The organism is Blastomonas sp. UPD001, from assembly GCF_003426715.1.
Classification (GTDB): domain Bacteria; phylum Pseudomonadota; class Alphaproteobacteria; order Sphingomonadales; family Sphingomonadaceae; genus Blastomonas.
This window is the reverse complement of record NZ_QKVT01000001.1, coordinates 408,289-435,166: the sequence shown is the minus strand read 5'-3', so window position 1 is coordinate 435,166 and position 26,878 is coordinate 408,289. Positions and strand designations below refer to the sequence as shown.

Genomic DNA, 26,878 nt, shown 5'->3' with positions numbered 1-26,878 from the left:
TCCGCCACGAGCCCCGCCAGCGCCGCCTTGGGGGCCTGCACCACCCAGGTTCCGGCAATCAGGTCGCCGCAGCGCAACCGATCCTTGTTGAGCAGCGGGAACAGCGCGAAGCTGCCGACCCAGGCCAGGCCCGCCCAGGCTGCGAACTCGCTGAGCGATCCCTGCAGCCCGCTCGACGTCATGAACATCACCGGCAGGAACAGCTCGATATCGCGCAGCAGGTTGCGCGCGATCACGGCTTCCGCGGTCAATCGCCCGCCATCACGCGCCGCGACGCGGATGCCGACCGCGCGTTTTCCCCAGGTGGCGGCGCGCTGGCCCAGCTCGAAATAGAGGAAATAGGCGTTGCGCGCGAGGAACGTGCCGATGATGAACAGCACCGCGAGAAAGCCCAGCACGCTTTCGGGAAGCGCGGGCATATCGGCCCATTCGAACGTCCATACGATCAGCAACATTGCCAGGACGAAAGCGATATACATGCCGAACAGCGCGCCGAGATCGATGAACAGCGCCGCCGCGCGCGCGCTGGCCGGGGCGACATGGACATCGAGCGCGACGCCTTCGGGCGTCACCAGGATGCGCTGAAGCCGCGTATCCCTGCCCCGCGTCCGGCCCAGATCGGCAGCGCGCGCCATCAGGCCTGCCTCGGCCGGAAAGCGAAGAAATAGGCGAGCCACAGCGCCAGGATGCCATAGCCGATGCCATAGCGGATCGCCGTCGACTGGATCAGCTGGCGGCCGAAGCCTTCGAGCAGCCCTGCACAGATCAGCATGACGACGACGCCCGCCATCACCTGCGCCGCCGTCCGCCCCGCCTGCCCGAGAGCGACGAGATGGCTGCGCTGTCCGGGAAAGCCCAGCGCGCGGCCGATATGCAGGCCCGCTCCCCCGGCAAGCAGGATCGCGAGCAATTCGGTGGTCCCATGGATCGACAGCCAGCCGATGAATTCGACCGTGAGCCCGCGCGAGGCGAACAGCCAGAGCATCGCGCCCAGGCCCACCATATTGTAGACGAGCAGCAGGATCGACGGCACCCCAAAGGCAAAGCCCAGCGCGAAGGCCATGATCGCAACCTGCGCGTTGTTGCTGAACAGATAGGCGGCGAACACCCCCAGGCCATCACTATCGGTCTCGCCGAACAAAGTGTTGAGCAACGCCTCGCGCGAGGCGCCGGGCACGCGGACATCGCTGAACTGCGACGGAACCAGACGGAAATACCAGTCGGTATCGCCATCGACCAGCCAGAAGCCGAGCACCGCGCCCGCGACCATCGCCGCCAGCGCGACCAGCAGATCGAGCCAGATGCTGCGCACCGCACGGCTCAACCCGCCGCCGAAGAAGCTGCGGCACCATCCGCCGAAGCTGGTGCGCGTGCCATAGACCATGAAATAGGCGCGCAGTGTCAGCGATTCGAGATAGGCGATCAGCCCGGCATCGAGCGAGCTTTCGCGCGCGATCGACAGGCTTGAGAGAAGGTTCCGGTACAGCACCGGCAGCGCCATGACATCGTCGTCGGACAGCTTGCGAAGCTTGCCCTTTTCCATTGCGGTGACCATCGCATCGAGCCGCTGCCAGTCGCCCTCGCGCTCCAGCCGGAAGCGGTCGCTGCGCAGCACCGCAGCGGCGACCGCCTGCTCGCCTGGGGAGTGCAATGCCGGCTCGCTCACAGCTGCCCCCGGCGCTTGATCTTGAGATAGGCGTTCATCAGCCGCGTGCCGATCTCGTCGTGCCGGCCCTCGATCACCTCGATGCCCATGTGCCGCAGCCGCGTGATGACCAGCCGCCGCTGCGCGAGCAGGCTGGCGGCGGCGACACTCTGCGCAACCTTCTCGCTGTTCGCGGGTGGCTGGTCGACAATCGACAGCAATTCCTCATCCTCCATCGCGACGAACAGCAGCAGATGACGGTCGATCAGCCGTCCGACCGATTCGAGCATCAGCTCGGCGCTGGTTGGGTCGGTGAAATCGGTGAACACCACGATCAGCGAGCGCCGCTGCAGCTGCGCGGCCAATGTCGAGAGCGCGAGCGTATAGTTGCTCTCCTCGAAGCGGTAATCGATCCCCGCCGCCTCGGCCTGGAGCCGGAAGAAATTGCGGCTGCCCGAGACAAAGGGCGTCGCGCGCTCGGGCCGGGCAGCGAAGGAGAACAGCCGCACCTGATCGCCTGCTTTCAACGCGACATAGCTGGTCAGCAGCGCGGCCGAGACCGCGCGGTCGATGCGCGGCAGGCCGGCGACCGGCTCGCACATGTCAGATCCGCTATCGAGCGCGAAGACGATCTGGTTGTTGCGCTCGGTATCATATTCGCGCGCGAGCAGCTTCGAATGGCGCGCGGAGCTTTTCCAGTCGATTGTTCGCCGGTCGAAACCGGGCTGATATTCGACCAGCGCCTCGAACTCGCTGCCCTCGCCGCGGATCTGGCGTGCGAGCATGCCGTAGATCGCCTCCTTGATGAAAACTTGCAAAGCGGGTGCGCGCACCGCTGCTATGTCGGGCAGGATGGCGATGCTCTCTGCGCTCTCAAGCTCGTCCTGCCGCCAGCCCAGGCCCAGCGGCCCCTGCCAGCGGAGCCACAGTCGCTCGATCTCCAGCGCACGTTCGACCCAGCGGTCTGGCAGGAAAGCGCGCGCACCGATCACCCCGCCGATCCCGAGCATCGCGACCGGCCCGCGTTCAGCTTCGTGACCTTGGTGCGGAGGTGATCCGCAAGGCTCTGCTGGGGCTTGTCCTGCTCGTTGTCGCAGGGCTGATCTTCACCGTCACCGTGCTGCCCGGCCTGTTCGAGGAGCGGACCAATGTGGTGACCGACGAGCCGCTGCCGCCGATCCGCGCCGACGCGAAGGCGCTGCACGAGACGCTGCAGATTGCCGATCTGCACGGCGACACCCTGCTGTGGAAGCGCGACCTGCTCGACAAGGCGAGCCGCGGCCAGATCGACCTGCCCCGGCTCGAAGCGGGCAACGTCGCGCTCCAGGTCTTCTCGTCGGTCTCGAAGACACCCAAGGGGCAGAATTACGACAGCAATCCGTCCGATACCGACAATATCACCCTGCTCGCCATGGCGCAGCTCCAGCCGGTGCGGACCTGGTTCTCGGTGCACGAACGCTCGATGTGGCACGGTCAGCGGCTCGAGGCGGCGGCGAAGGATTCCCGCGGCAGGCTGATGCTGATCCGCAAGTCGGCCGATATCGACGCGCTGCTCGCCGCGCGCGCTGCAGGCAAGCAGGTCACCGGCGCGCTCTATTCGGTCGAGGGGCTGCAGAATCTCGAGGGCAAGGCGGAGAATCTGGACCGTCTCTACGGCGTCGGCATGCGCATGGCGGGACTGGTGCATTTCTTCGACAACGAGCTTGCCGGTTCGATGCACGGGACGCGCAAGGGCGGGCTCACCCCGTTCGGCCGCAAGATGGTGCGCGCGATGGAGGCCAGGGGCATCATCGTCGATATCGCGCATTCGAGCCACAAGGCGGTGGCCGAGATCCTCGCGATGGCGCGCCGTCCGGTCGTCTCGAGCCATGGCGGGGTGCAGGCGGTATGCGGCGTCAATCGCAACCTGTCCGATACCGAGATCCGCGCCGTGGCCGCCACCGGCGGCATCATCGGCATCGGGTACTGGGACGGCGCGATCTGCTCGACCGATCCGAAGATGATCGCCAAATCGATCAAGCACGTCCGCGATCTCGTCGGTATCCAGCATGTCGCGCTGGGCAGCGATTTCGACGGGGCGGTGACGACGCGCTTCGACACCAGCCAGATCGTCCAGGTCACCCAGGCGCTGCTCGATATCGGCTTTACCGAGGCCGAAATCCGAGCAGTCATGGGCGGCAATACGCTGCGCATCCTCAAACAGGGCATTGAACCCCTGCCGGGCAAGGCCCTATAGGGCACGCATGATCAGGGTGGAGGGCAGCGAGCGGCTGCCGGACAGGTTGCGCGGGGGCATCATCGCGCTGGGCAATTTTGACGGCTTCCATGCCGGTCATCAGGCCGTGGCCGGACGCGCCATCCAATGGGCGAAGGGCGAAGGCCGCCCCGCGATCATCGCCACCTTCGATCCGCACCCGGTGCGCTATTTCAAGCCCGATACGCCGCCCTTCCGCCTCACCAGCCTCGACCAGCGCCAGAAGCTATTCGCCGAAGCCGGCGCGGACGCGATGGTGGTCTTCGCCTTCGACCGGACGCTGGCCGAAACCCGCGCGGAGAGCTTCATCGCCGATCTGCTGATCGAGCGGTTCGGCGCGGTCGGCGTGGTGACCGGCGAGGATTTCACCTTCGGCAAGGGCCGCGGCGGCAATATCCAGGTACTGCGCGATCTCGGCGCGCTGCTCGGCCTGCGCAGCGAGGCGGTCGGCCCGGTGACCACCGACGACGCAGTAATCTCGTCGAGCCGCATCCGTCAGTGCCTGACCGAGGGTCGCCCCGACGAGGCCGAGCGGCTGATGACCCGGCCCTTTGCGGTGCAGGGCGTGGTCCAGCATGGCGACAAGAACGGGCGGCTGCTGGGCTTTCCCACCGCCAATATCGACATGGGCAGCTATTTGCGGCCGAAATACGGGGTCTATGCGGTGACCGGGCACCTCGCCGATGGGCGCGTGCTGAAGGGCGCGGCGAACCTTGGCATCCGCCCGCAATTCGATCCGCCCAAGGAACTGCTCGAGCCGCATTTCTTCGATTTTTCCGAGGACCTGTACGGGCAGACGATCGAGGTGGCGCTGCGCCATTTCATCCGGCCCGAGGCGAAGTTCGCCGACTGGGACGAACTCAAGCGCCAGATCGATGCCGACTGTGCCCGCGCGCGGGAATTGCTTGCCTGAAACGCCGCCGCGCCGTAAGCGCCAGCCACTATGACCGACCAATCCGCCAGCGCCGCCGCCGACTATAAAGACACCGTCTTTCTGCCGCAGACCGACTTTCCGATGAAGGCCGGGCTCGCCCAGAAGGAACCGGCCATTCTGGCGCGCTGGCAGGAGCAGGACCTGTACCGGCAGCTGCGCGATGCGCGCCGCGGCCGCCCAAAGTTCATCCTCCACGATGGCCCGCCTTATGCGAATGGCGACATGCATATCGGCCATGCGCTCAACCATATCCTCAAGGACATGGTCTGCCGCACCCAGTCGCTGCTCGGCAAGGACGCGCCGTACGTTCCCGGCTGGGACTGCCACGGCCTGCCGATCGAGTGGAAGGTCGAGGAACAGTATCGCAAGAAGAAGCTGAACAAGGACGAGGTCGACCCCGTAGCGTTCCGCGCCGAATGCCGCGCCTATGCGCAGCACTGGGTCGATACCCAGCGCGAGCAGCTCAAGCGCCTCGGCATCAACGGCGACTGGGACAATCCCTACCTGACGATGGACTTCGCCGCCGAGGCGACCATCGTGCAGGAGCTGATGAAGTTCGCCGAAAGCGGCCAGCTCTATCGCGGCGCCAAGCCGGTCATGTGGTCGCCGGTCGAGAAGACCGCGCTCGCGGAGGCCGAGGTCGAGTACGCGGATGTCACGAGCACGCAGATCGATGTCGCGTTCGAGATCGTCGATGCGCCGAACGCGCCCGAGCTGGTCGGGGCCTATGCGGTGATCTGGACCACCACGCCGTGGACGATCCCGGTGAACCAGGCCTTGGCTTATGGGCCGGATGTTGCGTACGATTTGGTGAACCTAAACGGCTGCCGATACCTCATCGCGCGCGATCTACAGGCTGCGGCTATGAAGCGTTGGGAATTCGATCCCACCGCCGAAGGCTCCCAGAGCATCGGGCAGTATCTTGGCGCAGCGCTCGCCGGTGCCACTGCCCGCCACCCCATGCACGAACTCGGCGGCTTCTTCGCCAAGCCGCGCCCCTTCCTGCCCGGCGATTTCGTCACCACCGATGCGGGTACGGGTCTTGTCCATATGGCGCCCGACCATGGCGAGGACGATTTCGACCTGTGTAAGGCGAATGGCATCGAACCGGTGTTCGCGGTTGAGGGCGACGGGCGCTATCGCGACGACTGGGCCTGGCTCGGCGGCGCGGACGAGCGGCGGATGTCGGTGATCAATCCGAAGTTCAACGCCCCCGACGGCCCGATCTGCGAGGACCTGCGCGCCGCCGGTGCCCTGCTGTCGGCAGGCGCGTTCCAGCACAGTTATCCGCACAGCTGGCGCTCCAAGGCGCGCGTGATCTTCCGCTGCACCCCGCAATGGTTCATCCCGATGGATCAGTCCCTCTCCCCTCGGGAGAGGGAGGGAGCGGCGCAGCCGCGGAAGGGTGAGGGTGACGCGGATGCCTCATCACCCTCACCCCGCGCTGCTGCGCAGCTTGCCCCTCTCCCACAGGGAGAGGGGATGACGCTCCGCTCCACCGCCCTCCAGGCGATCAGCGACACCCGCTGGGTGCCCGCCAAGGGCGAGAACCGCATTCGCTCGATGGTCGAAGGTCGCCCCGACTGGGTGATCAGCCGCCAGCGCGCCTGGGGCGTGCCGATCACGCTGTTCGTCAACCGCAAGACCGGCCAGTATCTGAAGGACGCCGCGGTCAACGCGCGCATCGTCGCGGCGATCCGCGAACGCGGCGTGGACGGCTGGAACGAGGCGGATGCTCCTGCCCTGCTCGGCCCCGATTACGATCCGGCGGACTATGAGCGCGTCACCGATATTCTCGATGTCTGGTTCGATAGCGGCTGCACCCATGCCTTCGTGCTGGAAAGCGGCCAATGGCCCGGTCTGCAGAGCCCCGCCGACCTGTATCTCGAAGGATCGGACCAGCATCGCGGCTGGTTCCAGTCCAGCCTGTTGCAGAGCTGCGGCACGCGCGGCCGCGCGCCGTACAAGGCGGTGCTGACCCACGGTTTCACCATGGACGCCAAGGGCATGAAGATGTCCAAGTCTTTGGGCAACACCATCGACCCGCTGACGCTGATCAAGGATTCGGGCGCGGACATCCTGCGGCTCTGGGCGCTGTCGGTCGATTTCACCGAGGATCACCGCATCGGCAAGGAAATCCTCGCCGGGGTATCCGACCAGTATCGCAAGCTGCGCAATACCTTCCGCTACCTGCTCGGCGCGCTTGCCGGGTTCGAGGAGAGCGAGAAGGTCGCGGTCGCAGACATGCCCGAGCTGGAGCGCTATGTGCTGCACCTGCTGGGCGACATGGACGCGAAGCTGCGCCAGGCAGTCGAGGATTTCGACTACAACACCTATGTCCGCACGCTGGCCGATTTCGCGAACAACGACCTGTCGGCCTTCTTCTTCGATATCCGCAAGGATTGCTTGTACTGTGATATCGGCCCGGCGGCCCCACAAGGCACGCTCAAGCGCCGCGCCTATCGCACCGTCCTGCATGTGCTGTTCGAGGCGCTGGTCCGCTATGCCGCGCCGGTGCTGGTGTTCACCGCCGAAGAAGTCTGGGGCACGCGCTATCCCGATGCTGGCAGCGTGCACCTGCTGGAATGGCCCGATTTCGACGCGCTCCTCTCCTCGGTCCCCTGCGAAGGCAGGGGCCCATCATCGGACGGTCAGGAGATGGGTCCCCGCCTTCGCGGGGAACCGGATTTTGTGGCGAAATGGGAGCGCATCCGCAAATTCCGCGCAGCTATCACCGAAAACATCGAGCCTCTTCGCCGCGACAAGGTTATCCGCTCGTCACTTGAAGCTATGGTTCATATCGACGTTGGAACCGATGAAGACCTCGCTCTCATCAGCGGAGTTGATCTCACGGAGCTGGCAATCGTTGCAGATGTTTCGCTTGGGAAAAGCCGACCTGACCTGACCAATCTAGGCATCATGACCATTGAACCGACGAGCCACCACAAATGCGGCCGTTGCTGGCGGCACCTTCCCGAGGTGACCGAAGACGGCGCGCTGTGTGATCGCTGTTCGGAGATGCTGGCGTGAAGGTGCTGGCTACCCTCAACCGTCACCCTGAACTTGTTTCAGGGTCCATTTCTCCCCACGTGGCTTCGGCTGCTGGGGCACGATGGATGCTGAAACAAGTTCAGCATGACGACAATAGCAACTGGGTGCACCTGGCATGACCCTCACCCGCTTTCGCACCGAGGGCGTCGCGCTCGCGCTTGCCATCCTTGTCATCGACCAGCTCGCCAAGTTCATCGTCGCGGGTCCGCTCGCGCTGAGCAGCCGGATGCAGATCGAGATCACGCCGTTCTTCAACCTGACCTGGGCGGAAAATCGCGGCGTCTCGATGGGCTTTCTCACCGCAGAGACCGAAACCGCGCGCTGGATGCTGGTCGTGCTCACCGGCATCATCGCCACCATCGTGCTGCTGTGGATGTTCAAAGAGCGCGCGCGCGGCGACATTCTGGCGCTGGGCATGATCCTGGGCGGGGCGCTCGGCAACATCATCGATCGCGCGCGGCTGGGCTATGTCGTCGACTATGCCGACCTGCATTTCGGGGCCTTCCGGCCGTTCATGATCTTCAACATCGCGGACGCCGCGATCACCATCGGCGTGCTGTTATTGCTTGCCCGCGTTCTGATAATCGGCGACAAAGCCGCGAAATCTGAAGGCCCTAAATCGGGGGTTCAGCATGGCGGGCCTAGCGCTGACGCGACGGCTGCCAAGACGGAGAATTACGATGCTTAATTCCGGGCGCAAACTTGCCCTGATCGCCGGTGTATCGCTCGCAGCAGCGACGCTTTCGGCCTGTGGTTCGAGCGGCGGCATCTTCAACCGCGACCGGCCGGACGAGTTCGCCGTGTCGCGTCAGGCGCCGCTGGTGATCCCGCCCGATTTCTCGCTGACCCCGCCGACCCCGGGCGCAGCCCGCCCGCAGTCGGTCTCCGCCAGCCAGCAGGCGCTCGATGCATTGTTCGGCGGCCCGCAGCCGCGCAGCGGCGTCGAGGGCGCCGCGCTCAACCGTGCCGGAACGCCCGACGCCGCCATCCGCTCGCAGGTCGGCGATCCCCAGACCCAGACCACCGACAAGGGTGCCACCACGCGCGACATCGTCGCTGCGCCCGAAGGCGACGGTCAGGACGCCAAGGCTGCGGTCCCGCCGCAATAAGCGCCCAGACAGGCTACAAGAAAGCCCGGCGAATCGGACGATTCGCCGGGCTTTCTTGTATCTGAAGCCAAGGATGGACCGGGATCAGGCCCGCGCGCCATCCCCCACCACAGAGACGCCCGCGCTGTTGTGGCGCAGCGCCTTGAGCACGGTTTCGACGATCCCTTCGGCATCGAGCCCGGCTTCGGCATATTGCTTTTCGGGCTTGTCCTGGTCCTGGAAGACGTCCGGAAGGCGCAGCGTACGGAGCTTCAGCCCCGCATCGATCAGCCCCTCGTCCGAGGCCATGGTCAGCACATGCGCGCCGAAGCCGCCGATCGCGCCCTCTTCCACGGTCACGCACACCTCGTGCGTGGCGAGCAGCTTGCGGATCATCTCCTCGTCGAGCGGCTTGGCAAAGCGCAGATCGGCGACCGTGGTCGAAAGCCCCTTGGCGTCGAGCACGTCGGCGGCCTTCTGCGCTTCGGCGAGCCGCGTGCCGAGCGAAAGGATCGCGACCTTCTTGCCCTCGCGCACGATCCGGCCCTTGCCGATCTCGAGCCGCTCGGGAACTTGCGGAAGCGGTACGCCGACGCCATTGCCGCGCGGATAGCGGAAGGCGATCGGGCCGCTGTCGTGGCACGCGGCGGTATAGGTCATGTGCACCAGTTCGGCCTCGTCGGCCGCGGCCATCACGACCATGTTGGGCAGCGTGGCGAGATAGGTGATGTCGAACGATCCGGCATGCGTTGAGCCATCGGCCCCGACCAGGCCGGCGCGATCGATCGCGAAGCGCACGGGCAGGTTCTGGATCGCGACATCGTGCACCACCTGGTCATAGGCGCGCTGCAGGAAGGTCGAATAGATCGCGCAGAACGGGCGCATGCCCTGCGCGGCGAGCCCCGCGGCAAAGGTCACCGCATGCTGTTCGGCAATGCCGACATCGAAGCTGCGGGTCGGGTGCGCCTGCGCGAACTTGTCGACGCCGGTGCCCGAGGGCATCGCGGCGGTGATCGCGCAGATGGTGGGATCGGTCTCGGCCAGCTTGGCGAGCGTTTCGCCGAACACGTTCTGGTACGCGGGCGGGCCCGCTGCGGCCTTGTCCTGCTTGCCGGTGACGACATCGAACTTGGCGACGCCGTGATATTTGTCCGCCGCCGCTTCGGCCGGGGCATAGCCCTTGCCCTTCTGCGTGACGACATGAATCAGGCACGGCCCCTCCGCTGCGTCGCGAACATTTTCGAGCACCGCGACCAGCTGGTCCATATTGTGCCCGTCGATCGGGCCGACATAATAGAAGCCCAGTTCCTCGAACAATGTGCCGCCCATCGCCATGCCACGGGCATATTCGTCGGTCTTGCGCGCGGCCTGGTGCAGGCTGCGCGGCAGCTTGCGCGCCAGCCGCTTCAGCGCCTCGCGCACACCCAGGAATTCGCGGCTCGAGACGATGCGCGCGAGATAGCCCGAAAGCCCGCCCACCGGCGGCGCGATCGACATGTCATTGTCGTTGAGGATGACGACCAGCCGGTTGCCCGCGCGCTCGGCATTGTTCATCGCCTCATAGGCCATGCCCGCGCTCATCGCGCCGTCGCCGATCACCGCGATCGCCTTGCCCGGCGCGTCGCTCATCTGGTTGGCGATGGCAAAGCCCAGGGCCGCCGAGATCGAGGTCGAACTGTGCGCGGCGCCGAACGGGTCATATTCGCTCTCGCTGCGCTTGGTGAAGCCCGACAGGCCGCCGCCGGTGCGCAGCGTGCGGATGCGATCGCGCCGACCGGTCAGGATCTTGTGCGGATAGCATTGATGGCCGACGTCCCAGATCAGCCGGTCATTGGGCGTATCGAACACATAATGGATCGCGGTGGTCAGTTCGACCACGCCGAGGCCCGCGCCCAGATGCCCGCCGGTGACCGATACCGCCGAAATCACTTCCTGGCGCAGTTCATCGGCCAGCTGGCGCAACTGGGTGGGTTTCAATTGACGCAAATCTGCCGGGGTCTTGACGGTGTCCAGCAATGGCGTTTCGGGCAGATTGGTCATTGAATTCCCTTTCAACCGCGAATCCTAGACCCATTTTTGGGTTCTGTCGAATGATCGACCCGGATGACGGTTTGGAGTGTAAAGTTTTTTGGACAGTTCCGCAAACGCGGATTTTCAGTCGCACGCTGCGCAGCGGCCGCGCACCTCTATCACCGGGCGTATATCGACATAGCCCGCCGCTTCCGCCCGACTGCGGACGCTGCGCGACAGGTTGTCGTCATCGATATGCGTCGCGTTTCCGCAGGAATCGCACACCAGGAAGATGCAATCGTGCACGCATCCAGGGTGGGAATTGGCGATATAGGCGTTGATGCTCTCCACCCTGCGCGCCAGATTGGTGCGCACGAACAGGTCGAGAATGCGATAGACGGAGTTGGGCGCCACCCGCTTGCCGCGCTTGCGGCTCACGGAATCGGCAATGTCATAGGCGGATGCGGGCTTCTCGATCTCGGCCAGCGCGGCAAAGATCGACTCGCGCATCTCGGTCCATTGCTCGCCGGCGGCTTCGAGCGAACGCCGCGCGGCGACGGCAAGGTCTTCGCCCTCATGCTCGTGATGCTTGTGGGCCTGGTCTGTGACGGTCGACATGGCGCTTATCTACGCATCCCGCCCCAAGGTTGCAATGGCTGCGGGCAGGCTCAGCCGCGCACGGGCTTGGCCATGTAGAGCGCGGGAAAGGTCCGCTTGAGGTTGCTCACCTTCACCGCATCCCAGCGCACGATATACGGGTGGGTCGGGTTCTTGAACATGAAGTCCTGATGATAGGCCTCAGCCGGGTAGAAGGCCTTGTACGGCTCGACCGCCGTGACGATCTTGCGCTTCCACGCCCCCGCCTTGTCGAGTTCGGCGAGATAGGCGCGCGCCACCTGCGCCTGCGACTTGCTTACCGGCACCAATGCGGTGCGATACTGGGTGCCGCTATCGGGCCCCTGACGGTTCAGCGTCGTCGGATCGGCGACCACCGAAAAGAAGACCTGCAGCAACTGGCCATAGCTGACCTGCGCGGGATCATAGACCACGCGCACCGCCTCGGCATGGCGCGTGCTGCCGCTCGACACCTCGTCATAGGTCGCATTGGCCTTGCCGTCGCCGTGATAGCCTGACACCGCGCTCTTCACGCCCTTGATATGGCTGAACACGCCCTCGACGCCCCAGAAGCAGCCGCCGGCAAAGACCGCGACCGCCTGCTTGCCCGATTCGGCCGCCTTGAGTTTCGGCGCCGGGATGATCTTCGCCTCTTCCGCCGCCAGCGCGGCAGGCTCCAGCACGGTCAGCGCCGCGCCGAACAGACCGATACCGGCCAGCAGGGGGAGAAGACGCGAAGGCAGGTTCATTTCAGGATCGAACTCTCGATGGCGGGGCGTGCGCTTTCGGCGCGGCCGTCTTCGGGCAGCAGCACGAACAGCGCAATCGCGCCGATGGCAAAGCCGCCCAGGAAATTGCGGAACAGGTCCGACTTGAGGATCGTCGTCATGGCTCGTCTCTTATCTTGTGTCCGCAGGCCCGGTTCGGGGGAAAGGCCTGCGGGGTTACACCGGAAGGTCCATCTGGGACCCCCGAGGGGCGAATCAAGCAGCACTGCGGATAGTTCTGCTTGGGGTGCCCGCAATCTGCCTGAATCGGCTGTATGCGCTGTGAACCACCGCACAGGCGAGCGTTCAGCTTTTCGGCGAACGTCGAACGGCGGTCGATCAGCCGCCCCGGCGGTCAATCGAGCAGACGCGCCCGCATCAACCCGCGCAGCGAATTGCCCAGCCAGAAGCCGCCGGCCAGATCGCCGGGCTCCAGCCGCGCTTCCACCGCCCTGCCCTGCTCGATCAGCTCGCGCCGGAGCACGCCGGGCAGCAGGCCCAGATCGAGCGCCGGGGTCAGCAGCCGGCCGTCGCGCTCGACGAACAGGCTGGTGAAGCTTCCCTCGGTCAGCGCGCCGCCGACATCGGTGAACAGCACCTCGTCCGCGCCCAACCGTGCGCTTGCCTCGATGCGCGGGGCGTCATAGGCGCTGCGGTCGGTGGTCTTGTGGCGGAGCCGCAGATCGTCGGCGGCGAGCGACATCGGATGCAGCGCCACCTTCAGCGGCTCGGCCAGCGGCGCGGGCATCGGGCGCATCTCGATCGCGGTATCGCCCGTCGCCGCGAGCAGCAGCCGGATGCGCGTGGGCGCCTCGAGGAAGAAGCAGGCGTGGTTGAGCGCGTTGCGCACGGCGTGCCGGTCGAACGAGAAGCCCAGCGCCGCCGCGCTCGCCTTCATCCGTTCGAGATGCAGTTCCAGCCGGACGATGCCGCTCGCCGGATCGAAGCCCATGGTCTCGATCAGATCGAACCGCCCCGGCCTTGTCTGCAATCCTGTCGCCGCCTTCAAGAACGCCCCCTTGACCAGACATTCGCGCCATTCGTCTGCCGCGCCGGAATCCGCGACCACCCCCGATCCCAGCCCGAGGCTGACCTTTTGCGTATCGGCGGCAAGATGCAAGGTGCGAATTGCGACGTTGAACGCGGCATCGCCGGGATGCCCCTCGCGATGCGGGTCGATCCGCCCGATCGATCCGCAATAGATGCCGCGCGGCCCCGCCTCGATTGCGCGCAGCAATTCCATCGCGCGGATCTTGGGCGCGCCGGTGATCGACCCGCAGGGAAAGATCGCGCGGACGATATCGATCGCATCGCGGCCAGGCTGGAGCGCCGCGCGCACGGTCGAGGTCATCTGGTGGACGCTGGGATAGCTTTCGATGCGGAAAAGATCGGTCACGCGCACGCTGCCGGGCACCGCGACGCGCGCCAGATCGTTGCGCAGCAGATCGACGATCATCAGGTTTTCCGCGCGGTCCTTGTCAGAACTGCGCAGCTGCTCGGCGGCTTCGGCATCAAGCGCGGGATCGGCTTCGCGCGGGCGCGTGCCCTTCATCGGGCGCGCGGTCATCTCGCCCTGGCGGAGCGAGAAGAACATTTCGGGCGAGAGGCTGAGCTGCCAGTTGGCACCATCGAACACCACCCCGCCATAGCCCGCCGCCGATCCCGCGCGCAGCGCGCGATAGAGCGCCAGCGGATGGCCGGTGACCGCCGCATGGTTCTGGAAGGTGAGATTGGCCTGATAGATGTCGCCGCGCGCGATCGCCTCGTGTACCAACGCAAAGCGCGCCGCATAGTCATGCTCGGCCATTTCGGGCTGTGCAGGAGTGAGATAGGCTTGCGTCTCCCCGCCCTGCTGCTCTAGCCAACCGGGCACCGCCTCTGGCGGCATGACGTCATGACGTTCGAACAGCCCGAACCAGGCCAGCCGCATCGGCCCCACCGCACCGAGCAAAGGCCGCAGCCGGGGCTCGAGCGCATAGCCGGCCTCGTAGGCGAGATAGCCCGCCGCATGCAGCCCGGCCCGGCCCGCGCTGCGCAGCTCCTCGAGCAACTGGTCCAGCTCCCCGGCGGTGTGCGCCGACAGGCAGCGCACCGGATCGCGGTACAATCGCGCCGGGCTGGCCACCTGGACGCGGGCATCATCGAGCAGAACGAAGGGCTGGGAAAGACGGGCGGGCCTGGGGTCCATGGCCCGCGCTTCTAGGGCCTCGCTGTCTCGATGCCTAGGGGTGTTTGGCGGGCGCGATGGCAGCTGTGGTTGCCAAGCGCGCATGCGCCGCATAGACGGGCAGCAAGACATGAAGGGACGCAGGATGCATCGGCGCGAATGGACAGGGGCGCTGGCCGCACTGGCGGTCGGCCTGGCTATGCCCGTGGCCGCGCAGGACGCCGCGCCTGCCGATCCTGTCGTCTCGCCGCCACAAGCCGTGCTGGCCGACGGCATTCCGCCGATCGCGCAATCGCTGGTGGCCGATACCCGGCCCTATCTCGAATATCGCACCGCGGGTTTTGTCGGCTGGCATCCGCTCGACCGGTCGATGCTCGTCACCACGCGCTTTGCCAATGTCGCGCAATTGCACCGCGTCGCCGCCCCCGGATCGGCGCGGCGGCAGATCACCTTCGAGGAGGAGCCGATCTTCAGCGGCAGCTGGTCGCCCGACGGGCAGGTGCTGCTGCTCGAAAAGGACGCCGGGGGTAACGAGGTGGCGCAGATCTACGCGCTGGAATCGGGCCGGCTGACGCTGCTCACCGACGGCAAGAGCCGCCACGCGCTGGGGCCGTTCTCGGACGACGGCAAGCTCGTCGCCTATGGCAGCAACATGCGCACCGGGGTTTACAACGATATCTATATCATGGACCCGCGCGTTCCCGGATCGGCACGGATGGTTCTGTCGACCGACAGCGGCGGATGGGCGGCGATCGACTTTGCCCCCAATGGCCGAGACCTGCTGGTGTTCAACTACATTTCGGTGACCGACAGCCAACTGCACATCATCAATGTCGAGACCGGCGCGATCCGCCAGGTGACGCGCGACGCGCTGCCAGTCGCCTATGGCAATCTGCAATTCGCGCCCGACGGCCGTCTCTGGGTCTCGAGCGACAAGGATTCGGACGTCCAGCGGCTCGGCCTGCTCGACACCGAAACCGGACTGTTCACCCCGATGATCGACGGCGGACGCTGGGACATCAGCAGCTTCGACATCGCAAAGGATGGCAAGACCATCGCCTATGTCGTTAACGAAGCAGGCTTTTCTAGGCTCTATCTGTACGATATCGCGAGCGGTGCCAAGCGCCAGGTGCCGGGGCTTCCCGCCGGCGAGATCGGGTCGGGGATGAAGTTCGCGCCCTGGGGCGATCTCGGTTTCACCGTCTATTCCAACCAGTCGCCGGGCGATGCCTACAGCCTCGATCCAGCGACGCTCAAGGTCACCCGCTGGACCGAGAGCGAGACCGGGGGGCTCGATCCCGCCGCCAATGTCGAGCCCGAACTGGTCGAGATCAAGAGCTTCGACGGCGAGCCGATTTCCGGTCTGCTCTACCGGCCCGATCCGAAGCGGCATCCCGGCAAGCGGCCGCTGATCATGTCGATCCATGGCGGACCCGAGGGCCAGGCGACGGCGGGCTTTCTGGGCCGGAGCAACTATCTGATCAACGAACTCGGCATCGCGCTCTTCTATCCCAATGTCCGGGGCTCGACGGGGTTCGGCAAGCGGTTCGTCGCACTCGACAACGGTCCGTTCCGCCGTGAGAATTCGGTCAAGGATATCGGCGCCCTTCTCGACCGGCTGGGCAAATATCCGACGCTCGATGCCAAGCGCTTCGGCGTCACCGGCGGCAGCTATGGCGGATACATGTGCTATGCCAGCGCGATCCGCTACGGCCGCCGCTTCAATGCCGCCAGCTGCATCGTCGCGATCTCGAATTTCGTCACTTTCCTCGAAAATACAGAGGAATACAGGCGGGACCTCAGACGGATCGAATATGGCGACGAGCGCATTCCGGAACTGCGCGCCAAGCTCGAGGAAATCAGCCCGCTGACAAAGGTCGACCAGCTGAAGATCCCGCTGATGGTGGTGACCGGCGCCAACGATCCGCGCGTTCCGGCGAGCGAGGCCGACCAGATCATCGATGCGGTGCGCTCGCGCGGCGGCACCGCCTGGCACCTGCTCGCGCGCAACGAGGGGCATGGCTTCCGGCGCAAGGAAAATGCCGACTATCTCTTCTGGGCGACGCTCGCCTTCTGGCAGCAGCACCTGCTGGGCGAGCGGCCTGGCGCTGCCGACTGACCTTTTTCGCAAGGATTTGCCATGGTTGCCTCCGTCTTCGATCTGTTCAAGATCGGCATCGGCCCGTCCAGTTCGCACACCATGGGGCCGATGGTCGCGGCCGGGCGCTTCGTTGCGCGGCTGGCCGATGCCGGGCTGCTCGATCGCGTGGCGCGGGTGGAGACGCGGCTCTACGGGTCGCTCGCGCTGACCGGCAAGGGCCATGCCAGCGATCGGGCGATCCTGCTCGGGCTGGCGGGCGAGGAACCGGTGAGCTGCGATCCCGATGCCGCCGACCGCCTGATCGACACGATCCGGACGACCCGCGAACTGCTGCTTGCGCGGCATCATCGCATCGCCTTCGACGAAGAGGCCGACCTGCTCTTCCTGCAGCGCGAACGGCTCGAATATCACAGCAATGCGATGACCTTCACCGCCTTCGACGCGGCAGGGGCCGAGCTCGACCGGCGCGCCTATTATTCGGTCGGTGGCGGCGCGGTGATCGACGAGGGCGAGACCGGCGGCAACGCGCCCGGTGGCGGCGGGCTGTGGGACGTGCCGCATGTCTTCCGCTCGGGCGCGGACCTGCTCGCCATCGCTGCAGAGACGGGGCTTTCCTTTGCCGAGATCATGCGCGCCAACGAACTGGCCGCGCGCAGCCCCGAGGCGCTATCCGCAGGCCTTGCCGGGATTGCCGAGGCGATGTCGGCGTGCATCGACCGCGGCATCCGCACGGGCGGCATCCTGCCGGGCGGGCTCAAGGTCAAGCGCCGCGCGCCGCTGGTGATGGCGCATCTGATGGAGCGGCAGGAGCGGATGCTCTCCGATCCGCTGACCGTGATCGACTGGGTCAACCTCTGGGCGCTAGCGGTCAACGAGGAGAATGCGGCGGGCGGCAAGGTCGTCACCGCCCCCACCAACGGCGCGGCGGGGATCATCCCCTCGGTGCTGCGCTTCTACGACCGCTTTGCGCCGGGGGCGGATCAGGCGGGCGTCGAGCGATTCCTGCTCACCGCCGCCGCGATCGGATCGCTGTTCAAGGAAAACGCCTCGATCTCGGGCGCGGAAGTCGGCTGCCAGGGCGAGGTCGGCGTCGCCTGCTCGATGGCGGCAGCGGGGCTGGTCGCGGCCTGGGGCGGATCGCCGATGCAGGTCGAGAACGCCGCCGAGATCGGCATGGAGCATAATCTGGGCCTGACCTGCGATCCGGTCGCCGGCCTGGTGCAGGTGCCGTGCATCGAGCGCAACGCGGTCGGCGCGGTCAAGGCGATCGAGGCGGCGCGGCTCGCGATGATGGGCGATGGCACGCACCGGGTCAGCCTGGACGAGGTGATCGAGACGATGCGCCGCACCGGGCTCGACATGAACGAGCGCTACAAGGAAACCTCGCAGGGCGGGCTCGCGGTCAACGTGGTCGAGTGCTGAGCCGCTCGGCGCGCGCCTTCTCTCGCGCGGCCTGGCGCAGCGCCATCGCGCGGTCCCACCAGGGATGCCCGGCATGGCCTTGCGCGACGGTGCGCACCTTGCGATCGGCAAGATAGATCGCAAGCCCGCCGGTCCGGTCGAGCAGCGCCCGGTCCGCCTTGAACCAGCGCGGTCGGCAACTTGTCGGCAGCCAGCGCCCGGCGATGACGATATCGGCGCGGCGGCAGGCGGCGGCGAGCGCGCGTTCGGGCACGCGCTCCCGGCTGCGCCCGATCAGCACTCGATGGCTGGGTTCGCCCGCGCGCAGCACCAGGCTGCAGAAATCGGCATTGCAGCGTGCGCCAGGCCAGTCCTCGATCGCGATCGGCTGCCCCTGAAACGCGGCACTCTCGCTCAGACTCTGCAGCGCATAATCGCCGGTCCTGCGGCGCAGCAGCACGAGCGCGCCATCGGGGGCGCTGACCGCGACATGCTGGCCGTCGCCGGTCACCAGCAGATCGGGTGCAGGCTGGAGCGCGGCGAGGAGGCTGGCGATGGCCACCGGCACCAGTCCCAGCCAGCGTCCGCACGTCCGCCACAGGAACAGCCACAGCCCCCCGATCACGAACAGCGCGAACACAGGCGCGCCGCTGCGCGGAAACAGCGCCACCGCGCCGGGCGTGTCGGCGACGCCATGCGCGACATCGATCAGCGCCTCGATCGCGACGCCGCACAGCCACCAGAAGGGTGCGCCGATCCCGACAAGATCGAGCAGCAACGCCAGCGCCTCGAGCGGCATGATGACAAAGGTGGTCAGCGGGATTGCGATCATGTTGGCGAGCGCGCCGTAGAGACCCGCCTTGCCGAAATGGTGCAGAGCGATCGGCATCAGCGTGAACTCGATCAGCAGCCCGGTGAGGAAGGTCATCGCCAGGAAGCGCGCCGCTCGCCCGGCCCAGCCCAGGTCCATCGCTGCCCAGTTCCGCATCGCGGGATGATCGTGCAGCGCGACGATCGCGGTGACCGCGGCGAAGCTCAGCTGGAAGCTCGGCCCCATCAGCGATTCGGGCCAGACCAGCAGCACGTAACCCGGTTCGCCCCCTCGCCCACCGGTTTCCTGCACATCGGCGGCGCGCGCACCGCGATGTTCAACTGGCTGTTCGCCCGCCACCATGGCGGCAAGGCGCTGCTGCGGATCGAGGATACCGACAAGGCGCGTTCGACCCCCGAGGCGATCGACGCGATCTTCGCCGGGCTCGACTGGCTCGGCCTCGACTGGGACGACACGCCGGTGTTCCAGAGCGAGCGCGCCACGCGCCATGCCGAGGTCGCGCACCAGCTGCTCGACATGGGCAAGGCGTACAAGTGCTTTGCCACCGCCGAAGAGCTCGAGGCGATGCGCGCCGAGCAGCGCGAGAAGAAGCTGCCGATGCGCTATGACGGACGCTGGCGCGACCGCGATCCCAATGAGGCACCGGCGGGCGCGCCCTATGTCGTGCGCCTCAAGGCCCCGCAATCGGGCAAGATGACGATCGCCGATCAGGTCCAGGGTAGCGTCACGGTCGATACGCGCGAACTCGACGATTATGTCCTGCTGCGCTCCGATGGCACCCCCACCTATATGCTCGCGGTGGTCGTGGACGATCACGACATGGGCGTGACGCACATCATCCGCGGCGACGACCATCTCAACAACGCCTTCCGCCAGCTCGCGCTGATCCAGGCGATGGGCTGGCCCGAGCCGGTCTATGCGCATATCCCGCTGATCCACGGCAATGACGGTGCCAAGCTGTCGAAGCGTCACGGCGCGCTCGGCGTCGAGGCCTATCGCGATGATATGGGCATCGTGTCGGATGCGATGTTCAACTATCTGCTGCGGCTCGGCTGGGGCTATGGCGACCGCGAGAAGATCTCGCGCGCCGAGGCGGTCGAGCTGTTCTCGCTCGCCAATGTCGGCAAGTCGCCCTCGCGCTTCGATGCCAAGAAGCTGATCAACCTCAACGGCCAGTATCTGCGCGAGATGGACGATGCGGCGCTCGCCGCGCTCGTCGCCCCGCGCGTTGCGGCGCTGATGCCCGAATTCGATGCGGCGAGCGGCACCGATCTGCTCGCCCGCGCGATGCCGGTGATGAAGCTGCGCGCGCGCGACCTCAACGAACTGGCCGATGGGGCGCAGTTTCTCTTCAAGAATCGCCCGTTAAGCATGGACGAGAAAGCAAAATCCCTGCTAGACGATGCCGGGGTCGCGGTCTTGCAGACAGTATCACCGGTTCTGGCCGAAGCACCGTCCTGGACGGCTGCCGCGCTGGAGGAAAAGCTTACCCAGTTTGCCGAGGCACAGGGGCACGGCCTTGGCACTTATGCCCAGCCGCTGCGCGCCGCCCTGACCGGACAGGCCCGCTCACCGGGTATATTCGATGTGCTCGAACTTCTGGGACGCGAGGAATCGCTCGCCCGGATCAACGACGTCACGCGTGTGTCCGCCTGAGCGGGCTCTGCGCGCAATACCGAACCCTGGCGGGGTCCGCCCCGCCGCATAAACGCTTGGAGGAGAACGTACCGTGTCAGACAGCGCATCATTGAAGATCGGCGACAAGGAAAGCGGCTATCCGATCCGCTCCGGCTCGATCGGCCCGGACGTCATCGACATCCGCAAGCTCTACGCCGAAACCGGCTGCTTCACCTATGACCCCGGCTTCACCTCCACCGCCAGCTGCGACAGCGCGCTGACCTATATCGATGGCGACGAGGGCGTGCTGCTGCACCGCGGCTATCCGATCGGCGAGCTGGCCGAGGATTCGAGCTTCATGGAAGTCTCGTACCTGCTGCTCAACGGCGAACTGCCGAGCAAGGACGAGCTCGACACCTTCACCTATACCATCTCGCGTCACACGATGCTGCACGAGCAGCTGATGCAGTTCTATCGCGGGTTCCGTCGCGATGCGCACCCGATGGCGATCATGTGCGGCGTGGTCGGCGCACTGTCGGCCTTCTATCACGACTCGACCGACATTGCGGACCCCGAGCATCGCAAGATCTCGAGCCATCGCCTCATCGCCAAGATGCCGACGATCGCCGCCGCCGCGTACAAATATTCGGTCGGCCAGCCGTTCGTCTATCCGGACAACTCGCTGTCCTATACCGGCAATTTCCTGAAGATGACCTTCGGCGTTCCGGCCGAGAAGTACGAGGTCAACCCCGTGGTCGAGCGTGCGCTCGATCGCATCTTCATCCTGCATGCCGACCATGAGCAGAACGCGTCGACCTCGACCGTGCGTCTGGCCGGATCGTCGGGCGCCAATCCGTTCGCGTGCATCGCGGCCGGCATCGCCTGTCTCTGGGGCCCGGCGCATGGCGGCGCGAACGAGGCCGCGCTCAACATGCTGCGCGAGATCGGCACGCCCGACAAGATCCCGCACTATATCGAGCGCGCCAAGGACAAGAACGACCCGTTCCGTCTGATGGGATTTGGCCACCGCGTGTACAAGAACTACGACCCGCGCGCGACGGTGATGCAGAAGACCGTGCGCGAGGTGTTCGACGCGCTCAAGGTCAGCGATCCGGTGTTCGAGGTCGCGCTGCAGCTCGAGGAAATGGCGCTCAACGATCCCTATTTCATCGAGAAGAAGCTGTTCCCGAACGTGGACTTCTATTCGGGCGTGATCCTCTCGGCGATCGGCTTCCCGACCACGATGTTCACCGCCCTGTTCGCGCTCGCGCGCACCGTCGGCTGGGTGGCGCAGTGGAACGAGATGATCTCCGACCCCGGCCAGAAGATCGGCCGCCCGCGTCAGCTCTACACCGGCCCGACGCAGCGCCCCTATGTGAAGATCGGCGACCGCTGAACTCTTCAGCGGCCATCGCGACGAACGAAGCGCCCTCCCCTTACCGGGAGGGCGTTTTGCTTTGGCTTCAGCAAACCTTCCCCCGACCCTATCGTCACCCCCGCGAAGGCGGGGGTGTGGATTCACGTTTGAAGTGCAACACTGGTTGCACTTGTTCCGTGAACTCACGGGGTCCCGCTTTGTCTGTCGGCGGGACGCAGAGGCGGGATTCCCGCTTTCGCGGGAATGACGGGGTTATTTCGAGATAGACGGAGCGTGCGCGTCAGACGCGCATCGGCATCAGCACGTAGAGCGCGGTGGCCTTGTCGTTCTCGCGGATCAGCGTCGGGGCGCTGCTGTCGGCAAGGTGCAGTTCGACGACATCGCCATCGATCTCGCCCAGGATGTCGAGCAGATAGCGCGCGTTGAAGCCGATCTCGAAGCCGTCGCTGCCATACTGGCCCTCGACCTCTTCGGCCGCGGTGCCGTTTTCCGGGCTGGTGACCGAGAGCGTGATCTTGTCCTTTTCCAGCGCCATCTTGACCGCGCGGGTCTTTTCGGTGGCGATGGTGGCGACGCGGTCGACGCCCTGTTCGAAGGCGCGCGGATCGATCTTGAGCAGCTTGTCGTTCGCGGTCGGGATGACGCGGCTGTAATCGGGGAAGGTCCCGTCGATCAGCTTCGAGGTCAGGATCGCGCTGCCCAGGGTGAAGCGGATCTTGCTCGCCGACAGGTCGACCTGCACGCGCGAGTCGCCGCGCTCGTCGAGCAGCTTGCGCAGTTCGGCGATGCATTTGCGCGGCACGATCACGTCGGGCATGCCCTCGGCACCATCAGGCCGGTCGAGCGTCACGCGCGCCAGACGATGACCGTCGGTCGCCGCGGCCTTGAGCACCGGGCGGTCGTCATCGGCGACATGCAGGAAGATGCCGTTGAGATAATAGCGCGTCTCTTCGGTCGAGATGGCAAAGCGGGTCTTGTCGATGATCTGGACCAGCTCGGCTGCGGCCAGCTCGAAGCTGGTCGGCAGGTCGCCCTCGGCGATCACCGGGAAGTCGTCGCGCGGCAGCGTCGGCAGCGTGAAGCGGCTGCGGCCTGCGCGCACCAGCATCTTGCCGTCGGCGGCATCGAGCATCACCTGGCTGCCATCGGGCAGCTTGCGCGCGATCTCGAACAGCGTGTGCGCCGAAACCGTGATCGATCCGGGGGTCTCGACCGAATAGGCGCTCATCGTCTCGACGATCTGCAGGTCGAGATCGGTCGCCATGAAGCGCAGCGCGCCATCGCTCGACGCCTCGATCAGCACGTTCGACAGGATGGGGATCGTGTTGCGCCGTTCCACCACCGACTGAACATGGCTGAGGCTCTTGAGGAGCGTCGCGCGTTCGATTGTCGCTTTCATGAAAATCCCCCGAGGCGCTGCAGCCTCATCAGCAAATGACATATCCGCCGCGAAGGCAGAATCCGGACCCACTTCATTAACAAGATTGGCTTTAGGGGCAAGCCGATAGCCGGGCAGATGCGCCAAAACTGTGGAAAATGACGGGATAGACTTGCCTATTGGGCACCCATTGCCGAAACGGGAGCGATATGACGCAAAATTCCCGCTTTGCCTGCCCGCCAGTGCCCGGTCGCCTGTTCATCGCGCGCCATGGCGAGACGGTTTTCAACGCCGCCAAACGGCTGCAAGGCGATCATCTCCACACCCCGCTCACCCGCGCCGGCTTTGCCCAGGCCGATGCGATGGGCGCGGCGCTGGCGGGCGTGCTGGGCCAGAAGCCGGAGATCAAGCTCTGGGCATCGGATACCGGCCGCGCGCTGCAGACGCTGGCGGTGATCACCGAGCATCTCGGGCTCGACTGGCACGATGCCGAGCGCGATATCCGCCTGGCCGAGATCGGCATGGGCTGCTGGGGTGGGCGCTATTATGCCGAGGTGGTCGACGAGGTCGGACCGATCGTCAGCGCCGACATGCTGCTCACCCCTGCCCCCGACGGCGAATGCTATCCCGAAATTGCCGAGCGCGTGACGGGCTGGCTCGCCGATCATGCGGGCGAACCGGGCGACCGGCTGGTGATCATGCACGGCATTTCGAGCCGGGTGCTGCGCGGGGTGCTGCTGGGCCTGCCGGTGCACCCCGAGTTCGGCGCGCCGATTGCGCCCGGCCTGCCTCAGGGATCGGTGGTGATGATCGAGAATGGCGTGGAGCATGTCGTCGTCACCGGCACCGGCGGAGGTCATGCGTGAGCAAACGCGCCGCCGCGCTGGCGCTGGCGCTGCTGGCGGCGCTCGCCCCGGCGGCCGAGGCGCGCGACAGCCTGGGCGTGTTCGATGCCTGGGGCGCCTTCCGCGATCCGCAGGTTCCGCGCTGCTACGCCATCGCCCAGCCTGACGAGGTGCGCGGGTCGCGGCAATACCGTCCCTTTGCCAGCATAGGCTATTGGCCGAAGCGCGGCGTGCGCGGTCAGTTCCATCTGCGGCTCAGCCGCGCGATGGCGAAAGGACAGGCCGTCACCTTGACCATCGGCATCCGCCGCTTTCGCCTCACCGGCGGCGGCGGCGATGCCTGGGCGCGCGACAAGGCGATGGACGCCAGCATCATCGCCGCGATGCGCTCCGCGCGCGAGATGAGCGCGAGCAGCCAGGACGCGCGCGGCAACACCATCCGTGACCTCTATCTGCTGAAAGGCGCCGCGACCGCGATGGATGCGGCGGCTTTGGGGTGCGCGCGCCGCAGCTAGATACGATCGAGCAGCCGCTCGACACTGGCATGCGCCGCCTTGTGATGGTCGCCCCGGGCGCGCCCTTCCTCTTCCAGCGCAGCGCGGATCGCGTCGATCTGCACGTCGGTGAGATGCTCGATGCCGATAAAGGCGTTGCGCGCGTCGTGCTGCGCGCGGATCAGCTCGTCGAGCTTGGCCTGCATCGCGGCCGCATCGCGGTTCTGGCTGTTCTGGATGACGAACACCATCAGGAAGGTGATGATCGTGGTGCCGGTGTTGATCACCAGCTGCCAGGTATCCGAATAGCCGAACACCGGCCCCGTCACCCCCCAGATCACGATGATCAGCGTGGCCGCGAAAAAGGCGAACGGCCTGCCCACCAGCCAGGCGACACGGGTGGCAATCACGGTGAAGAAACGATCCATGGGGGCTCCTGAAGACGTGGAACGGCGCTGCGCCGGAGGCACAGCTAGCAATTGCGGGCGAATTTGACTATGTGCGCCGCCATGAACGCCGAAACCCCGATCTCCATGCCCATTCCGGGCCATATCGACCCCGTGCCCGTGCCGCGCGCGATCACCCCGCGTGCCGATGGCCGCAGCGACCTGATGGGCCTGGCGCGCGAGGCTATCGGCGCGCTGCTCGAGGCTGCCGGGCTGGACCGCAAGCAGGCCAAGCTGCGCTCGAAGCAGCTCTTCCACTGGATCTACCATCGCGGCGTCACCGATTTCGACGCGATGACCGATATCGCCAAGCCGATGCGCCCCTGGCTCGCCGAGCGTTTCGTCATCGGCCGTCCCGAGATCGTCGAGGCGCAGGTCTCGAGCGACGGAACGCGCAAGTGGCTGCTGCGCACCGATGACGGCCAGGATTACGAGATGGTCTTCATCCCTGATGCGGACCGCGGCACCTTGTGCATCTCCAGCCAGGTCGGCTGCACGCTCAACTGCCGCTTCTGTCATACCGGCACGATGCGGCTGGTGCGCAACCTCACGCCAGGCGAGATCGTCGGCCAGGTGATGCTCGCGCGCGATGCGCTGGGCGAATGGCCCAAGGGCGCGATGGACCGGCTCGACGAGGACGAGGACGCCGCCGCCTATACCGCCGATGGCCGGCTGCTCACCAATATCGTGCTGATGGGCATGGGCGAGCCGCTGTACAATTTCGATCATGTCCGCGACGCCATGAAGGTCGTGATGCACGGCGATGGCCTGGCGCTGTCCAAGCGGCGCATCACGCTCTCGACCAGCGGCGTCGTGCCGATGATGGCGCGCTGCGGCGAGGAGATCGGCGTCAACCTCGCGGTCTCGCTGCACGCGGTGACCAAGGACGTGCGCGACGAGATCGTGCCCTTGAACCGCAAATACGGCCTCGAACAGCTACTCCAGGCGTGCGCCGACTATCCCGGCGCAAGCAACGCGCGGCGCATCACCTTCGAATATGTGATGCTCAAGGACAAGAACGACAGCGACGAGGATGCGCGCGAGCTCGTGCGCCTGCTCAAGGCCTATGGCCTGCCCGCCAAGGTCAACCTGATCCCGTTCAACCCCTGGCCCGGCGCGGCATACGAATGCTCGGACCCCGAGCGGATCAAGCGCTTTTCCGACATCGTGTTCGAAGGCGGCATCAGCGCCCCCGTCCGCACCCCGCGCGGCCGCGACATCATGGCGGCGTGCGGCCAGCTCAAGTCCGCATCGGAAAAGAAGAGCCGCGCCGAGCTCGACCGGCTGGCGGAGGAAAAGCAGGCAGCTTTGGGTTGAGGCGCCCTCTCCCCCCCGCTTGCGGGAGGGGCAGGCTCCCGCCAGCGGGAGGGGAGAGCTGTGGTTGCAGCCTGCTGCCTACCCCGCCGGCGCCTCACCCGATTTGAGCAGCGGCTGCTTGGACAACTCGCCGTCCTGCATGATCTTGCGGCGCAATTCGTCGCGCTTTTCGTGGATCGAGGCGATCACCGGGCCCATCGCAATGCCCAGATCGACCAGGGCGGCCTCGGACAGCTGCAGCGAGCTTTCCAGCGCCTCGGGCACCGCGAGCGTTGCCCCGGCGCGGTAGAGTTCCGCCGCGTGATTGGCATCGCGCGCGCGGGCGATGATCGTGAGATCGGGCACCCAGCCCGCGACCCGGCGAACGATGCGCACGGCGAGCACCGGATCGTCCATCGTCAGGATCAGCGCCTTGGCATGGCCGAGCCGCAGCCGGTCGAGCAATTCGGGCCGCGCGACATCGCCGAACAGGATCGGCACGCCCTTGCGCCGCGCGGCGGCGACGACATCGACATTGGATTCGATCGCGACATAGGGC

At 66.1% G+C, this 26,878-nt stretch carries 24 protein-coding genes; 12 read left to right on the top strand and 12 right to left on the bottom strand.

All coding sequences use genetic code 11. The features are described 5' to 3' along the window. The 3 genes from DM995_RS02105 to DM995_RS02095 all read right to left on the bottom strand — a co-directional run. Window positions 1-635 (bottom strand): RDD family protein (locus DM995_RS02105; protein WP_198669229.1); only part of this gene is annotated, 635 nt, incomplete at its 3' end. Beyond that, complete coding sequence (locus tag DM995_RS02100; protein ID WP_198669228.1) at window positions 635-1,666, bottom strand: stage II sporulation protein M; 1,032 nt, start codon at window positions 1,664-1,666, stop codon at window positions 635-637. The genes DM995_RS02105 and DM995_RS02100, both read right to left, overlap by 1 nt. Then, window positions 1,663-2,655: a DUF58 domain-containing protein gene (locus tag DM995_RS02095; RefSeq protein ID WP_232823984.1), complete on the bottom strand. Its 993-nt coding sequence runs from the start codon at window positions 2,653-2,655 to the stop codon at window positions 1,663-1,665. Before DM995_RS02095 ends, DM995_RS02100 begins: the two co-directional genes overlap by 4 nt. A gap of 44 nt (window positions 2,656-2,699) precedes the next feature. On the opposite strand from DM995_RS02095, the gene DM995_RS02085 reads away from it, so the two are divergent. The 5 genes from DM995_RS02085 to DM995_RS02065 all read left to right on the top strand — a co-directional run bounded on the left by DM995_RS02085 (window position 2,700) and on the right by DM995_RS02065 (window position 8,993). Then, the gene (locus DM995_RS02085; RefSeq protein ID WP_502696597.1) at window positions 2,700-3,881 is read left to right on the top strand and encodes a dipeptidase; all 1,182 of its coding nucleotides are present in this window, start codon (window positions 2,700-2,702) and stop codon (window positions 3,879-3,881) included. 7 nt (window positions 3,882-3,888) lie between these two features. Next, a complete protein-coding gene (locus tag DM995_RS02080; protein ID WP_116968338.1) occupies window positions 3,889-4,812 on the top strand; it encodes a bifunctional riboflavin kinase/FAD synthetase in 924 nt (307 codons plus the stop codon). A gap of 30 nt (window positions 4,813-4,842) precedes the next feature. Continuing rightward, window positions 4,843-7,863, top strand: a complete 3,021-nt coding sequence (gene ileS / locus DM995_RS02075) for an isoleucine--tRNA ligase (RefSeq protein ID WP_116968337.1) — start codon at window positions 4,843-4,845, stop codon at window positions 7,861-7,863. A gap of 136 nt (window positions 7,864-7,999) precedes the next feature. After that, entirely contained in the window at window positions 8,000-8,572 is a 573-nt protein-coding gene (gene lspA / locus DM995_RS02070) for a signal peptidase II (protein WP_023838261.1), read from the top strand. Further along, the gene (locus DM995_RS02065) at window positions 8,565-8,993 is read left to right on the top strand and encodes a DUF3035 domain-containing protein (RefSeq protein ID WP_116968336.1); all 429 of its coding nucleotides are present in this window, start codon (window positions 8,565-8,567) and stop codon (window positions 8,991-8,993) included. The genes lspA and DM995_RS02065 overlap by 8 nt, the downstream gene beginning before the upstream one ends. A gap of 84 nt (window positions 8,994-9,077) precedes the next feature. On the opposite strand, the gene dxs is transcribed toward DM995_RS02065, so the two are convergent. From dxs to pabB, 5 genes are all read right to left on the bottom strand, one after another. Next, window positions 9,078-11,012 carry a 1-deoxy-D-xylulose-5-phosphate synthase gene (dxs, locus tag DM995_RS02060; RefSeq protein WP_116968335.1) on the bottom strand — a complete coding sequence of 645 codons (1,935 nt, stop codon included), beginning with the start codon at window positions 11,010-11,012 and terminating at the stop codon, window positions 9,078-9,080. 114 nt (window positions 11,013-11,126) lie between these two features. Then, window positions 11,127-11,600, bottom strand: a complete 474-nt coding sequence (locus DM995_RS02055; RefSeq protein ID WP_116968334.1) for a Fur family transcriptional regulator — start codon at window positions 11,598-11,600, stop codon at window positions 11,127-11,129. A gap of 50 nt (window positions 11,601-11,650) precedes the next feature. Beyond that, window positions 11,651-12,346 (bottom strand): peptide-methionine (S)-S-oxide reductase MsrA, encoded by a 696-nt coding sequence (gene msrA, locus DM995_RS02050; RefSeq protein WP_116968333.1) that lies wholly within the window; start codon window positions 12,344-12,346, stop codon window positions 11,651-11,653. After that, window positions 12,343-12,486, bottom strand: coding sequence for a hypothetical protein (locus DM995_RS21605; protein ID WP_023836921.1), 144 nt, complete (start codon window positions 12,484-12,486; stop codon window positions 12,343-12,345). Before DM995_RS21605 ends, msrA begins: the two co-directional genes overlap by 4 nt. A gap of 233 nt (window positions 12,487-12,719) precedes the next feature. Next, window positions 12,720-14,552, bottom strand: a complete 1,833-nt coding sequence (gene pabB, locus DM995_RS02045) for an aminodeoxychorismate synthase component I (RefSeq protein ID WP_116968332.1) — start codon at window positions 14,550-14,552, stop codon at window positions 12,720-12,722. Window positions 14,553-14,661: 109 nt separating this feature from the next. Between pabB and DM995_RS02040 the strand changes: the two genes are divergently transcribed. After that, window positions 14,662-16,650: a S9 family peptidase gene (locus tag DM995_RS02040; protein WP_232823983.1), complete on the top strand. Its 1,989-nt coding sequence runs from the start codon at window positions 14,662-14,664 to the stop codon at window positions 16,648-16,650. Between the two features lie 21 nt (window positions 16,651-16,671). Further along, window positions 16,672-18,054: an L-serine ammonia-lyase gene (locus DM995_RS02035; protein ID WP_116968331.1), complete on the top strand. Its 1,383-nt coding sequence runs from the start codon at window positions 16,672-16,674 to the stop codon at window positions 18,052-18,054. On the opposite strand, the gene DM995_RS02030 is transcribed toward DM995_RS02035, so the two are convergent. Beyond that, entirely contained in the window at window positions 18,035-19,156 is a 1,122-nt protein-coding gene (locus DM995_RS02030) for a ComEC/Rec2 family competence protein (RefSeq protein ID WP_232823982.1), read from the bottom strand. The two genes, DM995_RS02035 and DM995_RS02030, sit on opposite strands and share 20 nt — an antisense overlap. A 21-nt stretch (window positions 19,157-19,177) precedes the next feature. On the opposite strand from DM995_RS02030, the gene gltX reads away from it, so the two are divergent. Then, complete coding sequence (gene gltX / locus DM995_RS02025; protein ID WP_232823981.1) at window positions 19,178-20,521, top strand: glutamate--tRNA ligase; 1,344 nt, start codon at window positions 19,178-19,180, stop codon at window positions 20,519-20,521. A 73-nt stretch (window positions 20,522-20,594) separates the two neighbouring features. Beyond that, complete coding sequence (locus tag DM995_RS02020) at window positions 20,595-21,878, top strand: citrate synthase (RefSeq protein WP_023836927.1); 1,284 nt, start codon at window positions 20,595-20,597, stop codon at window positions 21,876-21,878. Between the two features lie 262 nt (window positions 21,879-22,140). On the opposite strand, the gene dnaN is transcribed toward DM995_RS02020, so the two are convergent. Then, the gene (dnaN, locus tag DM995_RS02015; RefSeq protein ID WP_023836928.1) at window positions 22,141-23,259 is read right to left on the bottom strand and encodes a DNA polymerase III subunit beta; all 1,119 of its coding nucleotides are present in this window, start codon (window positions 23,257-23,259) and stop codon (window positions 22,141-22,143) included. Between the two features lie 188 nt (window positions 23,260-23,447). Here dnaN and DM995_RS02010 point away from each other — a divergent pair, with 188 nt between their 5' ends. After that, complete coding sequence (locus DM995_RS02010; protein WP_023836929.1) at window positions 23,448-24,104, top strand: histidine phosphatase family protein; 657 nt, start codon at window positions 23,448-23,450, stop codon at window positions 24,102-24,104. Next, complete coding sequence (locus DM995_RS02005; RefSeq protein ID WP_116968329.1) at window positions 24,101-24,598, top strand: hypothetical protein; 498 nt, start codon at window positions 24,101-24,103, stop codon at window positions 24,596-24,598. The genes DM995_RS02010 and DM995_RS02005 overlap by 4 nt, the downstream gene beginning before the upstream one ends. On the opposite strand, the gene DM995_RS02000 is transcribed toward DM995_RS02005, so the two are convergent. Continuing rightward, window positions 24,595-25,005, bottom strand: coding sequence for a low affinity iron permease family protein (locus tag DM995_RS02000; protein WP_023836931.1), 411 nt, complete (start codon window positions 25,003-25,005; stop codon window positions 24,595-24,597). The two genes, DM995_RS02005 and DM995_RS02000, sit on opposite strands and share 4 nt — an antisense overlap. Before the next feature lie 81 nt (window positions 25,006-25,086). Here DM995_RS02000 and rlmN point away from each other — a divergent pair, with 81 nt between their 5' ends. Continuing rightward, window positions 25,087-26,340 carry a dual-specificity RNA methyltransferase RlmN gene (gene rlmN, locus DM995_RS01995; RefSeq protein ID WP_502696560.1) on the top strand — a complete coding sequence of 418 codons (1,254 nt, stop codon included), beginning with the start codon at window positions 25,087-25,089 and terminating at the stop codon, window positions 26,338-26,340. A 78-nt stretch (window positions 26,341-26,418) separates the two neighbouring features. On the opposite strand, the gene DM995_RS01990 is transcribed toward rlmN, so the two are convergent. Then, on the bottom strand, window positions 26,419-26,878 hold a 460-nt coding region (locus tag DM995_RS01990), incomplete at its 5' end, for an NAD-binding protein (RefSeq protein ID WP_198669226.1).

Bases quoted from the DNA above. Each gene is read 5' to 3' on its own strand.
- DM995_RS02095 (WP_232823984.1), bottom strand. From the start codon at position 2,655: ATGCTCGGGATCGGCGGGGTGATCGGTGCGCGCGCTTTCCTGCCAGAC.
- DM995_RS02080 (WP_116968338.1), top strand. From the start codon at position 3,889: ATGATCAGGGTGGAGGGCAGCGAGCGGCTGCCGGACAGGTTGCGCGGG.
- ileS (WP_116968337.1), top strand. From the start codon at position 4,843: ATGACCGACCAATCCGCCAGCGCCGCCGCCGACTATAAAGACACCGTC.
- lspA (WP_023838261.1), top strand. From the start codon at position 8,000: ATGACCCTCACCCGCTTTCGCACCGAGGGCGTCGCGCTCGCGCTTGCC.
- DM995_RS02065 (WP_116968336.1), top strand. From the start codon at position 8,565: ATGCTTAATTCCGGGCGCAAACTTGCCCTGATCGCCGGTGTATCGCTC.
- dxs (WP_116968335.1), bottom strand. From the start codon at position 11,012: ATGACCAATCTGCCCGAAACGCCATTGCTGGACACCGTCAAGACCCCG.
- DM995_RS02055 (WP_116968334.1), bottom strand. From the start codon at position 11,600: ATGTCGACCGTCACAGACCAGGCCCACAAGCATCACGAGCATGAGGGC.
- msrA (WP_116968333.1), bottom strand. From the start codon at position 12,346: ATGAACCTGCCTTCGCGTCTTCTCCCCCTGCTGGCCGGTATCGGTCTG.
- DM995_RS21605 (WP_023836921.1), bottom strand. From the start codon at position 12,486: ATGACGACGATCCTCAAGTCGGACCTGTTCCGCAATTTCCTGGGCGGC.
- pabB (WP_116968332.1), bottom strand. From the start codon at position 14,552: ATGGACCCCAGGCCCGCCCGTCTTTCCCAGCCCTTCGTTCTGCTCGAT.
- DM995_RS02040 (WP_232823983.1), top strand. From the start codon at position 14,662: ATGAAGGGACGCAGGATGCATCGGCGCGAATGGACAGGGGCGCTGGCC.
- DM995_RS02035 (WP_116968331.1), top strand. From the start codon at position 16,672: ATGGTTGCCTCCGTCTTCGATCTGTTCAAGATCGGCATCGGCCCGTCC.
- gltX (WP_232823981.1), top strand. From the start codon at position 19,178: ATGTTCAACTGGCTGTTCGCCCGCCACCATGGCGGCAAGGCGCTGCTG.
- dnaN (WP_023836928.1), bottom strand. From the start codon at position 23,259: ATGAAAGCGACAATCGAACGCGCGACGCTCCTCAAGAGCCTCAGCCAT.
- DM995_RS02010 (WP_023836929.1), top strand. From the start codon at position 23,448: ATGACGCAAAATTCCCGCTTTGCCTGCCCGCCAGTGCCCGGTCGCCTG.
- DM995_RS02000 (WP_023836931.1), bottom strand. From the start codon at position 25,005: ATGGATCGTTTCTTCACCGTGATTGCCACCCGTGTCGCCTGGCTGGTG.
- rlmN (WP_502696560.1), top strand. From the start codon at position 25,087: ATGAACGCCGAAACCCCGATCTCCATGCCCATTCCGGGCCATATCGAC.